Origin of the sequence: Pseudoalteromonas sp. PPB1 (assembly GCF_015356275.1) — a bacterium.
In the GTDB taxonomy this organism is placed as follows: domain Bacteria; phylum Pseudomonadota; class Gammaproteobacteria; order Enterobacterales; family Alteromonadaceae; genus Pseudoalteromonas; species Pseudoalteromonas rubra_D.
In genome coordinates, this window is sequence record NZ_JACEQV010000012.1 from 1 (window position 1) to 12,906 (window position 12,906).

Annotated in this window: 10 protein-coding genes; 4 read left to right on the forward strand and 6 right to left on the reverse strand. The window is 48.2% G+C overall.

What is annotated here, in order from left to right; genetic code table 11:
- Positions 1–777: 777 nt before the first annotated feature.
- The 3 genes from IY568_RS13270 to IY568_RS13280 all read right to left on the reverse strand — a co-directional run bounded on the left by IY568_RS13270 (position 778) and on the right by IY568_RS13280 (position 4,433).
- Positions 778–1,665 (reverse strand): class I SAM-dependent methyltransferase, encoded by an 888-nt coding sequence (locus tag IY568_RS13270; RefSeq protein WP_194867834.1) that lies wholly within the window; start codon positions 1,663–1,665, stop codon positions 778–780.
- Positions 1,665–2,870 carry an N-acyl amino acid synthase FeeM domain-containing protein gene (locus IY568_RS13275; protein WP_194867835.1) on the reverse strand — a complete coding sequence of 402 codons (1,206 nt, stop codon included), beginning with the start codon at positions 2,868–2,870 and terminating at the stop codon, positions 1,665–1,667. Before IY568_RS13275 ends, IY568_RS13270 begins: the two co-directional genes overlap by 1 nt.
- Before the next feature lie 426 nt (positions 2,871–3,296).
- A complete protein-coding gene (locus IY568_RS13280; protein ID WP_194867836.1) occupies positions 3,297–4,433 on the reverse strand; it encodes a PQQ-dependent sugar dehydrogenase in 1,137 nt (378 codons plus the stop codon).
- A 449-nt stretch (positions 4,434–4,882) separates the two neighbouring features.
- On the opposite strand from IY568_RS13280, the gene IY568_RS13285 reads away from it, so the two are divergent.
- Positions 4,883–6,124: a carbohydrate porin gene (locus tag IY568_RS13285; RefSeq protein WP_194867837.1), complete on the forward strand. Its 1,242-nt coding sequence runs from the start codon at positions 4,883–4,885 to the stop codon at positions 6,122–6,124.
- A 58-nt stretch (positions 6,125–6,182) separates the two neighbouring features.
- Here IY568_RS13285 and IY568_RS13290 read toward each other — a convergent pair whose 3' ends face one another.
- The 3 genes from IY568_RS13290 to IY568_RS13300 form a co-directional block, all read right to left on the reverse strand.
- A complete protein-coding gene (locus tag IY568_RS13290) occupies positions 6,183–6,386 on the reverse strand; it encodes a hypothetical protein (protein WP_125561554.1) in 204 nt (67 codons plus the stop codon).
- A gap of 340 nt (positions 6,387–6,726) precedes the next feature.
- A complete protein-coding gene (locus IY568_RS13295) occupies positions 6,727–7,941 on the reverse strand; it encodes a M24 family metallopeptidase (RefSeq protein ID WP_194867838.1) in 1,215 nt (404 codons plus the stop codon).
- A 22-nt stretch (positions 7,942–7,963) separates the two neighbouring features.
- Positions 7,964–9,229, reverse strand: a complete 1,266-nt coding sequence (locus IY568_RS13300; RefSeq protein ID WP_194867839.1) for an NAD(P)/FAD-dependent oxidoreductase — start codon at positions 9,227–9,229, stop codon at positions 7,964–7,966.
- A gap of 203 nt (positions 9,230–9,432) precedes the next feature.
- On the opposite strand from IY568_RS13300, the gene IY568_RS13305 reads away from it, so the two are divergent.
- From IY568_RS13305 to IY568_RS13315, 3 genes are read left to right on the forward strand one after another with little or no spacing between them, the layout of a single operon-like run.
- The gene (locus tag IY568_RS13305; RefSeq protein ID WP_194867840.1) at positions 9,433–10,347 is read left to right on the forward strand and encodes a dihydrodipicolinate synthase family protein; all 915 of its coding nucleotides are present in this window, start codon (positions 9,433–9,435) and stop codon (positions 10,345–10,347) included.
- A 4-nt stretch (positions 10,348–10,351) separates the two neighbouring features.
- Positions 10,352–11,353 (forward strand): 4-hydroxyproline epimerase, encoded by a 1,002-nt coding sequence (locus IY568_RS13310; RefSeq protein ID WP_125561545.1) that lies wholly within the window; start codon positions 10,352–10,354, stop codon positions 11,351–11,353.
- A gap of 54 nt (positions 11,354–11,407) precedes the next feature.
- Entirely contained in the window at positions 11,408–12,901 is a 1,494-nt protein-coding gene (locus tag IY568_RS13315) for an aldehyde dehydrogenase (NADP(+)) (RefSeq protein ID WP_194867841.1), read from the forward strand.
- Positions 12,902–12,906: the final 5 nt, after the last annotated feature.

Here is a 12,906-nt window from a genome sequence, read left to right on the forward strand (position 1 = left end):
AAGCGAACATGAATATCCACAAATGTCTCCTTGGTTAACATAAAGTTCCCGCACAAATGTACGGATAATACCAAGTGGATCAGTTTTCGATGATCGTTAGTGGATCAGTTTTGCATGATCGGTGACAGGGTCGGCCCCGGCCGATGATAGTGTGTGGGGCGGACGGCGAGTCTTTCCCATGTGAAAGTAGGACATTGCCAAGCTCCAAATAAAAGAAACCCGTTGCAGAAATGCAGCGGGTTTTTTGCTATGTGCGATTTAAAAAGCGCCGATGAGCTGTAGCTGTAGATAGAATAGCATCGCCTATTCACCATGAAGCTGGGTTGGATAGTAAAACTTGTACTGAACAACCTTTGGGGACACTTCCCTGTGGAGGGCTCCCGGCTCGGCGTCCATGCCTCGCGTTCATTGCGCTGCGAAGCGGTGCTTCGGTCACCGTTCACCCATGTGAAAGTAGGACATTGCCAAGCTCCAAATTAGAGGTCGACGAAAGACATTCGTACCTCCTTGTACATCAAAGCCCGATTCGAAAGAGTCGGGCTTTTTTTCGTCTGGAGTAGTTTAAAGAAGCTGTAGATAGAATAGCATCGCCTATTCATCCATGAAGCTGGGTTGGATATAGTAAAGCTCGTACTGAACAACCTTTGGGGACACTTCCCTGTGGAGGGCTCCCGGCTCGGCGTCCATGCCTCGCGTTCATTGCGCTGCGAAGCTGTGCTTCGGTCACAATTCACCCTGACAATCATATCGAGGTTCATCATGCTAGAAAGCGTGCGCTCACTGGAAGGTACAATGAACTAAGTATTCACCCTGATGTATTTTTTGTTTTAGTCCGCCAGTGAGTTGCTGTGCAACTAACTCTGGGCTACCAGCAACCGAGTGGAGCGTACAGTCACGTGATTTCAAATAGCTTGGCATTTGGCTACTGTCTATATCCCACACGATTGGCTCTCCCAGCTTTTCCAAATGGCGATACAGTAATTTAGGTATCGTGTTTTTAAGGCTCTCCTGGGGTTCCAGGGTGGAAAAAATAAATTGAGTGTCCTTGCCAGATAATATTCGGATCGAATCAAAAAGTAGATTGACATCCTGTTCGCTTAAATACATTAAAACCCCCTCGCAGATAAACAGCGTTAAGCGTTCTGGGCTAAATGCGCTAAATTCAGCGAGTGCGGTATTTAACTTTTGTTGAGCAAAATCCACAGCTAAAAAATGGATATTCTGGCTCTGAGCAATTCCCTTTTTAAATGCTTTGACCTTGAGAGCTTGAGTGGAAGGGTGATCAATTTCAATAAAGTTAACTTCAGGGTAGGCTTTCTGAAGACGCCAACATAGCGAGTCAAACCCTGCGCCTAACACCACAACTTGAGTGACGCCATTTGAGATAGCATTCAGCGTTAGTTGCTCAATATGCCGCTTGCGCAGAACATAGTGCAGAGAAATACCCGGTAGCAACAGGCGCTCCTTTAATTTTGACAGTTTGCAAAACCACCAACTATCGAGTTGTTTGAGTCTGTGGCGGCCATGCTGGCTGCCTTGCAGTATCTGGCGTGATACGGAAATCACGTTCTCGTCGACTAAGTTTCCGTGTGGAGAGTTTTTAGCGGCAAATAAAAGGCCCTGAGCGACGGTAAAAGCGGTAGAGCTGGCTTCATTGTCTTTCATTATCTGGCCTCACTATAAAAAACAATGCTGTTTTCTGTTAAGCCGATACAGCCTGCCTGAGCCTGGCGTTCCAAAAATGCCTGGCTTTCATCACGCTTAATCCCCGAGATGACGGAAAACGCATGCCCACCCATTCTGACAACACGTTGATGCGGCTTTCGCAGCATAGGTTGTGCGGTTTTTGCCAGTTGCTCCAGAAAAAACGCTAATCTTTCTTCGTGCGAGGCATGTGCATAAATGAGCGCTCTGCGGCCGACATCTCGAAGTTTTTGCTCCATCACTTGGAGAACCACTTTCATATAGCTCTGATCTTGATTCACCTGGTGCCAGAAGTCTTGTTTCTTTAGTACCAACAGATCTGTGTTTACGATGGCTGTAGCGTTGACTGTGCGTGCCTGTTCATCGAACAAACACGATTCACCAAATAGCTCTCCGGCCGTTAAGGTGGCAAGGTCAAAGCTCTGTTGTTCGGTTGTTGTATCCATAGCGATGCTGATGGCGCCACTGCTAATAAGGTAAGCTTCATTCGCATTTTCATCAGCAGCATTAAAAATAGGTGTGCCAGCGCTGATCAGTAAGTACTCATAGCACTGTGAGAATAATTCCGTTAGTTTTGAGTGTGTTCTTGCACCACCAAATGCCCATTGGGTGATCTGTTCCATGGTGCAGTGCATAGGCACCATAGAAACCGAAATATGCTCATGACGAATTTGCGCCCCCAGGGCTTTCAGGCCCATGCGTTTGTAAAGTGCCAGCGTTTCTATATTCGCCGTCGTGATTATATCTGTGACGCCTTTTACTTCGCCGATATCACAGCTCAGCTTGAACAGAGCTCGAAATAAATCGCGACGATTTCTCCATCTGGCATCAATCGCAAACATACCAGAATTAGCCAGTAAGGGGTGGGGTAAGCCTTGTGACTGAGCTTGTTCAATCAGTTGCATCCGGTATTGGTTAAAGTCGTACATTTGATCTGCTGGCAGCCGCAGCGCGCCATCGATAACCACACGTATTGTGCCAACCGGTATCTCACCATCATAGGCAATAATATTATAACTATCAGGCATACCATCAAACATATCCATGATGATTTGTTGTGGATTAGCCTGCATGTAGGCGTATTCCTCCACGTAGACCCGATACCTGAGCTGGTATACATGATTAAGCTCAACCGGTGTAGTAGCGACTTTGACTTTGATAGACATCGAACGAGACTTTATATTATTTATTGCAAAACCGTATTGTAACCTTTATTTATTAAAATTATAAAACGATTAATGAAATAGTCGTGGGAAGGTGAAAGTTTAGTGACCTGATCGCAATGACTGCCGGGTATATTACTCTTGTAGACACAGTTGCGAAGTATGCTTTTTAATTGCGCACTTTCGAAGTCAGCAAGACCTGACAAATTGGAGTTGAAAATTTTACTGAAGGATTTAGTTGAAAAGTGAGGGTTATAATGTTTATTGGAAGCAATGGGTCATTCCCCCAACAAAGCAAGTTAGCAAAGGTATTCTGAATTAACCACATTGCTTTGATATACTAAATTGTCATCTAATATTTAATCGGTTTCTTGAGCTGACATTGCGAGTTCTTCCCGGCTCCGGTGGCCGGGAAGATGGTATTACTGACTATTTGGTTTTGGGTACCACTTTAAAGATCCCGCTGCCATCTATACCCAGGTAGAGATCACCGTTCGGATGCGTGGCAATACTACGAACGCGTCCGGCACCTTCAAAGAGTTTACTGTGACCAATCACCTTATTGCCATCGAGCTCAACTAATACCAGGTGAGCAAACTTCATTGCGCCCACAACCAGGTGACCTTGCCAGTGAGGGTATTTATCACTGGTAATGAACTCCATTCCCGAGGGGGCGATTGAAGGTACCCAAACCCAGTCGGGTTGCTGCATACCGGTGCGAGAGGTCTCATCGGTGATCTTGGTACCATTATAGTTGATCCCATAGGTGATGACGGGCCAACCGTAATTGCGTCCTGGCTTGATAATGTTTATTTCATCACCGCCGCGGGGGCCATGTTCATGTGTCCAAATCTCGCCGGTTTCAGGGTGCATAGCCATGCCCTGTGGGTTTCTGTGGCCAAATGAGTAAACACTTTTCCGTGCATCTTTTTGTTTTGCAAATGGGTTTGATTCCGGGATGGTGCCATCAGCATTAATCCGGTGTATTTTGCCTGCATCATGATCCAAACGTTGGGGATGCACGTCCCGGTTACCCCGGTCGCCGATTGAGAAATACAGGTAGCCGTCTTTATCGAATTCAATACGAGAACCAAAATGGAACGCACGTTCGGTATTTGGGTAGCCATCAAATATTAATTGCTTGTCGACCAGTTTCATGTCTTTCAGTCGGGCACGCATGATAGAAGTGTTACTGCCTTTTTCTTTGCCTTCAAAGCCCGAATAAGAAAAGTAGATCCAGCCATTTTTATCGTAGTTTGGATCGATCTCGATATCCAGCAGGCCGCCCTGACGCTCAGCATGTACCTCAGGGACGCCTTCAATGGGCTTGTCGATTAGTTTTCCTTCTTTGATCAGGCGGAGCTGACCTGATCTGTCGGTAACCAGCAGTTCTTTGTCATTTAGCCAGGCCATCCCCCAGGGGATCTGAATGCCTCTGGCTACCAGCTCCAGCTGATAGTTGTCCGCGCTCTTTGCCAGCTCAATGGTTTGCGGCTCCACAGCCTGAACGCTTTGAGCAGAGATAAATAATAAGCTTAACGCAATCTTGTTTAGTGTTTTCTTCATGCTTGTTCAACTTAAGTCCACAGAAAGATACTCACAGATTAGCGTGTTTTGGTAAAAAATGTCGGCAGGTGCGGTAAGTGACAGGTGTCCGTTTGAGCTAGGAGTATGGGGGAATTTTGCTCACTTAAATCAATTAAGTAGAAATGTTCGCTAGAGCTGTCCACGGCCCCACCATTCCTAACTTTTCTTTAACTTTACCTGTAAAAGTTAGAATTTGTACTTATATAACTTTATGATTATTATGTTTATTTGTTTTTCCTCTGTGTCTTTGTTTGCGTTTGTATAAAAACAGCTTGACTGCATTTTCACTACAACTTTTACAAACGGAAACGCGAATTCCGAAGTCTTTAACATGCCTTACATTCTTACGAATTTCTTTAATTTGAACGTGTCAGCGTTGTCATATAGGCTTGCGCGAATTTTTTAGATTTCCCCTGGAATGTGTATCTATGTCATTTAGTCGTCGACATACTGCTTTGCTTTCGAGCGCCTTACTGATTGGCTCTTCACCTGTTTTCGCCAACACCACAGAACTGGATAGACTCAAACATGAGCTGACTCACCTGGAACAAAAAGTGGCTCAGCTTGAGGCACAATCTGACAGTGCCATTACACGCACAGAAGCACCTGAAAAAGGTGTCCAGGTCGGCGGAGCAATTCGTTTTAACTATGGTATGAATTCTTATGATCAGGACAGTGAACGCCGCGGCGGTGACATAGATTTTGATTTGGTTCGTATTAATTTATCCGGAGAAGTCGCAGAAGTTGGGATTAATGCTGAGGTGCGTTTTCATGACTATATGCGCGTCGTTAAGTTCGCTTACCTGGACTATGACATCACGCCACAGTGGCAGGCTCAGTTGGGCTTAGCGCCGGTCCCGTTTGGCAATACACCGGTTGCGTCACACAGTTATTTTATGACGCCAAATTACTTTGTGGGTCTGGAAGAGGACTATGACTTAGGTCTGGTGTTTAAGCGCGCTATGCAGGACAACTGGCAGCTTGATCTGGCGTTTTTCAAGAATGATGACCATGGGGGGATTGACGGGTCGGCAGAAGATCGTCAAGACCGCTATTCAATAGATCTCGTTGGCCTGCGCGGAGCGGGTGAAGGGGTCTATGATGCGCCCGGTCAAAAACTGGCTGAGTACAATACACTGGTAGGTCGCTATGCATATCAGTTTGAGCATGCGCTTGGGCAAACCCAGGTTGGCGTGTCTGCGCTGCATGGTGGTCTGGATAATGGTATTTCCCGTGCTGGCGACTATCAGGCCTGGGCAGTGCATGCGTCCAATCGGTATGAGCAATGGTATTTCCACATTCAACATACTGAATATGATTATCAGGTTGATGAGTCAACGCAAATGGTTGTGGCGGCAAATGCCATGTATGACACCATAGCGGCAAAATCTTCCTCAACCACTTTGGGCGTGTCTTACGATTTGTCGGTGGCATTGGGGCCCATCGAAGATCTGACTCTGTATAATGATTTTGGTCTGATGCACGATAAGTCCGATGGCAGTGCTAACACCTGGATGAATATTACCGGCGTGTCTGTCGCTGCGGGTCCTATTTTTGCCTATTTCGATTTGGTGCACGCTCAAAATCAGCCTTTTGTTGGTGGCACGCTTGTGGGCGACAGTGACGACTTTGAGCGCCGTTTTAACGTCAACCTGGGCTATTATTTCTAATCCGGACACCATGAAACCTCTGAGCATTTTGCTCAGAGGTTTGGCCGGGTAGGCTGTATTAAAGCTTGCAGTGATCCTGCGAGCAAAGTAGTTTTGAACATTCCTGCGAGCAGTTCACCAGCGACGTAACCACACATAATACGCCTGCAGAAATAGACGCAGCTTGCTGACCGCCAGCAACCTGAGGTGTAGCGTTTTTTGCCAATCCAGCGTGCTTGTCTGATAAACGTTTTAATTGGGTCTTTTTAACCTTTAATTTCATAATTATTCCTTGTTGATATGGGTATTTCATAGTCGTGGGCAGCGTCTTTTTGTGGGTTGATTGTATGCGCCGCCCACAGTATTTAAGCGCATTGAATTTAATTGGTCAAACGTTTTTGCTAAATAAATATTTATGTAATAAATACAGATGTATAGTGTTTTTCGAGTCTGTATTTTTGATTGGGTTTGGTCTGTTTTTAAAGTGATTGGGAAGAAGGTTTCCCATGTGTTTAATTGCTCAAAGGCGAAAGATGTGGATATGTGGTTAGTAGAGTGATGTCTGTTGCGTGAAATAGGTTGGATTATCATGGCGCCGCATTTTGCACGGCGCCTGAAGTTAACTAGCTATCTAACCCAAACGGATCATCAATAGACAGCGCTGGTTGGGTAAACCACTTTGGCCCGTTTGATGTCATATAGAAATGATCCTCCAGTCGGATGCCAAACTCACCCGGTAGGACCAGCATGGGTTCATTAGAAAAGCACATACCGGCTGCCAGTGGCTGCGGATTGTCTTTTACCAGGTAAGGCCACTCATGAATATCCAGTCCAATCCCGTGTCCGGTGCGGTGTGGGCAGCCAGGTAGTTGATAATCTGGCCCCAGTCCTTGTTTGGCTAGATAGCTGCGGGCTGCAAAATCGACATCGCCACACGGAGTACCAATTTGCGCAGCTTCGAATGCGGCGAGCTGGGCATTTTTTTCGTGTTGCCACATGGTGCGTTGATGCGCTGTTGGCTCACCGAATACATAGGTTCGGGTAATATCACTCAGATAACCATGTAGCTTACAACCGGTATCTATCAAAACGACATCACCTTGTTTCAGTGTTTGTGGATCTTTCACGCCGTGAGGGAAGGAGGTGGCTGTGCCAAACAGCACAATACAAAAATAGTTGCCTGTGGCGCCTACTTTACGGTGCGCTTCGTCAATGAAGGCTTCTACTTCTGTTGTGGTGATCCCTTCGTGAAGTATTGAGGCTGCCGCTTTGTGTACAGCCAGTGTCATGTCCATGGCCCGCTGGATCAGGGCAAGTTCACTAGCAGATTTATGCATACGACAATGTGCTGTGACACATTTGGCATTGATCAGATTAAGTGCAGGCCCAGCCTGGCGTATACCATCGGCAATAAAAAAGGCCGCGCTTTCATCAATACCAAGTGTGGCATCAGGTGCTACGTTCAGGTCGTTCAGCACCTTGACGAGCAAACTGTAAGGCGACTGTTCTTCCTGCCAGGTATGCATGGGACCTTCAATGACCTGATAGTCTTTGATTGAGCCAACTTCGAAAAAGGGCACAATGAACTGGACGTCGCCTTGTGCTGGTAAAACAGCCCCGACCATACGCTCGCTTGGGTACCACTGCAAGCCAGTAAAGTACTTCAGGTTAGTACCCGCATTAAGATAGATTGCGGCAATCTTATGCTCGCGCATGTAGGCTTGTGCTGTTGAAATACGTTGCTGGTATTCTTCTGGTTCAATTGCAGCTACGTCCCGGGTCATGTCTGTCAGTGCAGCCAGTGCCGCTTCACGATTTTGGTAACCTATGCCTTTCATAGTGATTCCTGTTTGTTATTCGTTATTGAAAACGCGCAATACTGTACGGGCCAATATCCAGCGTTGTGGGTTGGTTTGCAATGCATTGTGCGATGAGCTCACTGGTGATTGCGGCCTGAGTAAGACCCAGGTGCTGGTGTCCCAGTGCAAAATAGATGTTTGGATGATCCGGCGCCTGTCCTATAACAGGTAAGGAATCAGGGAGTGAAGGTCTGGGACCCATCCAATGTTCGCCTTGCTCTAAAGTGTCGCTGCCTTCAAGCAAAGCCCGGGCATGTGTCAGTAACATATCCGCGCGCTCATAGTTGGGTTGGGTGTCCAGCCCGGCAAACTCCACCGTGCCTGCGAGGCGCAGACCCCCTTGCATGGGTGTCATAATAAATTGTCTGTCCGCCGAGGCAACCGGGCGGCTGAGATTGCTGGTGACGGGTAGCATATTGTGATAGCCCCGCTCTGCTTCGATAGGAAGCTTGTAGCCCAACTGTGCACACAGTGTTTTACTCCATGCCCCGGTGGCCACTACAAGCCGTTCAAAGGTATGGCAGCCATGTGATTGCGTGGTTACTTTTATCTTTGCAAGCTGAGCCTGTTTTGTATCCGTATTAAGTGGCGCTATCTTTTCAACTTTGGCTTTAACAAAGGTGCCACCAAGCGCGGTAAACTGTTGGAACAGGGCCTGGCTCAGCTGGTAAGGGTCCGGTGTGTGGCCAACTTGAGTAAAATAGAGTGCGTACTGAATACGCTGATCCAGGCCGGGTTCAAGGGCAAAAAGTTGTGTGCGATCCAAAAGCTCAACGGCAACGCCTTGTTGTTGGTATTTCTTCTGTAAAGCGCGGATCTGCTCAATCTTATCATGTTCAAAGGTCAGCAAGCTGCCACGCATGCTGATGTTGTTTTCGAAATCTTCTTGCAAGAGCTGCTTAAATGCGGGCAGGGCGGCTTCGTTCAGAGCGCGCAGTGCCCGAGTATGGCGTTTAAACCGGCTCGGTAACATATTGAGGCAAAAGCGGCTAAACCAGGGAAATGCTTTAATCAGGTATTTATGATCTATTCGTAACGGACTGAGCCTATCCAGCAGCATCATGGGTAAGCGGGGCAGCAGGGCTTTGTCTGCCAGCGGAAATACTTGCTCCGTTGCGAAATGGCCGGCATTACCCCGCGAACACTGCTCGCCAATACCTGCCGGGTCGTAAAGCGTGACGCTGTGTCCCTGACGGGCCAGTTGTAAGGCGTTACACAGGCCAACGACTCCGGCTCCCACAACTGCAATTTGAAGTGAATGTGTCATTTTTATTCTCGTTTGTCAGATTGCATTTTACCTACCAGATGCCCCCGCGAAGCATATAAAAAAATTAACCCTATAAATTTCATTGGTTTACTAATTTTATTGCCCCAATTTTTGACATTCTGATCATTTTCTTAAATTTGGATATTGATTATTGTATACAATATACCTATGATGGCAAGCACAAACTAAGTAGAGGACTTATCATGAAAGTAGATTGGCAGGGTGTTTATCCCGCAGTAACGACCCAGTTTAATGACGACGAAAGCATTAACTTTGAAACCACCAAAACCATGATTAACACCCTGATTGAAGAGGGTGTGCATGGCATCATCGTGCTGGGAACAGTCGGTGAAAACTGTTCACTACGTGCTGAAGAAAAGCGTGAAGTATTGCGTGCAGCGAAAGAAGTGGTTGGCGGGCGAGTCCCTGTGATTTCTGGTGTGGCCGAAACCACAACTGCACTGGCCGTTGAGTTTGTGCGTGATGCAGAGGAAATCGGGATCGATGGTTATATGGTGCTGCCTGGTATGGTCTACCGTTCGACAGAGCGTGAGGCTATTCATCACTATCAGCAGGTAGCTCGCAACACAAACCTGCCTGTCATGATTTATAACAACCCGGTGACCTATGGCGTGGATGTATCTATCGAAGGCATGAAAGTGCTGGCAGAGGAAGCCAACATTGTTTCAGTAAAAGAAGCGACTGAAGACACGCGCCGGATCAGTGAATTATTTTCTGCCTTTGGCGACCGTTACGTGGTGTTCGGTGGTGTGGATGACATTGCGCTTGAAAGCTTGATGCTGGGTGCGACAGGCTGGATCTCAGGTCTGACAAATGTATTCCCACGTGAGTCTGTCGCGATTTATAAGCTGGCCCAGCAAGGTCGTTACGAAGAAGCCCGAGAGCTGTGGCGCTGGTTCTTGCCTTTGTTGCGCCTGGATACGATCCCAACTCTGGTACAGTGCATCAAGTATGCAGAACAGCTGGCTGGTCGCGGCAGCGAAGTAACACGTTCACCGCGTTTGCCACTGACAGAGGAAGAGAAAACTTATGTGCGCCGTTTGTACGATGACGCGCTCACAAACCGGATTGATTTAAGCAAGTTTAATCTGGATTAAGCCTATGAATAAGGGAACATTCTTCTGCATTGACGGGCATACCTGTGGCAACCCGGTACGACTGGTAACCAGTGGACATCCGCAGCTTGAGGGCGCGACTATGAGCGACAAGCGTCAGCACTTTCTGGCTGAGTTTGACTGGGTGCGCCGTGCGCTGATGTTTGAGCCGCGTGGCCACGACATGATGTCCGGGTCATTCCTGTATCCACCTACCACTGAAGATGGTGATGTGGCTATTTTGTTCATTGAAACATCTGGCTGTCTACCCATGTGTGGTCACGGCACCATAGGCACAGTGACCTTTGCGCTACAACAAGGCCTGGTGACACCAAAAGAGCCGGGGCGGCTGCGGCTCGATACGCCTGCGGGTCGCGTGGATGCTTATTATTCAATGCGCGATGGCCGGGTGGAATGGGTCAAGCTATTTAATGTTCCCGCATTTCTGGCACATCGGAATGAGGTGATCTCAGTCCCCGGTATTGGGGAGCTGCAGGTCGATATTGCCTATGGGGGAAACTTTTACATTATTGTTGAGCCTCAGAGGAATTTTAAAGGCACACATGCTACGAGCGCAGCTGAGTTATTGGCAATGAGTCCTAAAGTACGTGATGCCGTCAATGCACAGCTTGCTTGCGTACACCCTTTAGACCCGACTGTATGTGGCGCGTCTCACGTACTTTGGACCGGCGACCCCAAACAGGCCGACTCCAGCGCCGCCAATGCGGTGTTCTATGGTGACAAAGCAATAGACCGCTCACCCTGTGGAACGGGTACCAGCGCACGGATGGCGCAGTTGTTTGCGAAAGGCGCATTGCAAAGTGGCGAGGATTTTGTCCATGAAAGCTACATCGGCAGCCAATTTATTGGCCGGATTGAAGGCACGACAGAAATAGCTGGTCACAGTGCCATATTACCCAGCATACAGGGTTGGGCCCGTATAACAGGCCATAACTGTATCACTGTAGATGACGACGACCCGTACGCGTTTGGGTTTCAGGTGCTTTAACAAAGTGAGGCAGTCAACTTGCCTCATCATCTTATTTGTCTTAAGGAGACAGCCATGACTTTGACAGGACAGAGTTTTATTGCCGGGCAATGGCGCGGTAACGCAGACAATGGGCAATTTTTTGCGTTTTGCCCGCAAACCAATGAGAGACATCATCAGCCCTTTTTCAATGCAGAGGCCGGCGACCTGGATGCCGGTATTTTGGCCGCGCAACGTGCATTCAAGACTTACCGGCGTGTGCCTTATTCGCAGCGTGCGGCTTTTTTGCGCAAAATTGGAGAAGAAATCCTGGCGCTGGGTGATGGCCTGATCGAAACCACCATGCTGGAAACCGGACTGCCAAGAGCGCGTCTTGAAGGTGAGCGAATGCGCACGGTAAATCAGTTGAATGCTTTCGCAGCTGCACTGGAAGCAGATCTTGCGCCATTGGCACTGACACGTCAGGATGCTCCTGATCCGGATCGTGCGCCTTTGCCTAAGCCTGCAACCGAGCTACGTTACTTGCCCGTTGGTGTGGTGGCTGTATTTGGCGCATCTAATTTCCCTTATGCTTTTTCTACCTTAGGGGGGGACACCGCAGCAGCGCTGGCTTCAGGCTGCCCTGTTATTGTGAAAAGCCACACTGCACATCCAGGTACCAGTGAGTTGATGACACGGGCGATCGAACAGGCGATCCGTCACTGCCAAATGCCTGATGGAGTGTTTTCGATGATCCAGGGCACGGATTATGCCTTATCTCACCAGTTGGTGGGTGCAGCAGATGTGAAAGCAGTGGGTTTCACGGGGTCTTTGAATGTGGCTAAAGCACTGCTGGACACCATTCATCAGCGCGAAGAAGTGATCCCGTTATACGGTGAACTGGGCAGTGTAAACCCGCAGGTGATCCTGCCTGACTATGCACAGGAGCAGGGGAGTGAGCTTGCAAAATCTCTGGTGCAGTCGCTGTTGATGGGTAATGGTCAGTTCTGTACCAGCCCGGGTTTATGGCTAATACCACAAGGGCAGGTTGAGTTTGAATCCGTCGCGATGAACGCAATCCAGGCTGCACCATCAGATACTTTGCTGACGCCCCGTATTCTGGACAGCTTTAACAAAGCCATGGTTGAGCTGAAACACAATGCCCATGTTGATTTACTGGCAAGTGGTGAGCAGAGCCAGGCGTTCCATGCCAACGCGCATTTATTTGCTTGTGAGGCAGAGGATTTCATTCACGATGCCAGTTTGCATGAAGAAGTTTTTGGCCCTAGTGCCCTGATTGTGCGCTACCGTGATGAAGCGCAATTACTGCGTGTGGTGGAACAGTTAGAAGGTCAGCTGACAGCCAGTGTGCACGCTACCAAAGCGGAAATGGCAGTTCAGGAAACACTGCTGGACGAGTTGAGCTATAAAGTGGGTCGCCTCATTTTCGGCCAGATGCCAACCGGTGTGGAAGTGTGTGGCTCGATGAATCATGGCGGACCTTATCCGTCATCAACGGATGTGCGTTCGACGTCGGTCGGGACACAGGCCATGACGCGATTCTTACGCCCACTATGTGTACAGAGTTAAGCAAA

Bases quoted from the DNA above. Each gene is read 5' to 3' on its own strand.
- IY568_RS13295 (WP_194867838.1), bottom strand. From the start codon at position 7,941: ATGAAAGGCATAGGTTACCAAAATCGTGAAGCGGCACTGGCTGCACTG.
- IY568_RS13315 (WP_194867841.1), top strand. From the start codon at position 11,408: ATGACTTTGACAGGACAGAGTTTTATTGCCGGGCAATGGCGCGGTAAC.
- IY568_RS13310 (WP_125561545.1), top strand. From the start codon at position 10,352: ATGAATAAGGGAACATTCTTCTGCATTGACGGGCATACCTGTGGCAAC.
- IY568_RS13305 (WP_194867840.1), top strand. From the start codon at position 9,433: ATGAAAGTAGATTGGCAGGGTGTTTATCCCGCAGTAACGACCCAGTTT.
- IY568_RS13285 (WP_194867837.1), top strand. From the start codon at position 4,883: ATGTCATTTAGTCGTCGACATACTGCTTTGCTTTCGAGCGCCTTACTG.
- IY568_RS13300 (WP_194867839.1), bottom strand. From the start codon at position 9,229: ATGACACATTCACTTCAAATTGCAGTTGTGGGAGCCGGAGTCGTTGGC.
- IY568_RS13280 (WP_194867836.1), bottom strand. From the start codon at position 4,433: ATGAAGAAAACACTAAACAAGATTGCGTTAAGCTTATTATTTATCTCT.
- IY568_RS13270 (WP_194867834.1), bottom strand. From the start codon at position 1,665: ATGAAAGACAATGAAGCCAGCTCTACCGCTTTTACCGTCGCTCAGGGC.
- IY568_RS13290 (WP_125561554.1), bottom strand. From the start codon at position 6,386: ATGAAATTAAAGGTTAAAAAGACCCAATTAAAACGTTTATCAGACAAG.
- IY568_RS13275 (WP_194867835.1), bottom strand. From the start codon at position 2,870: ATGTCTATCAAAGTCAAAGTCGCTACTACACCGGTTGAGCTTAATCAT.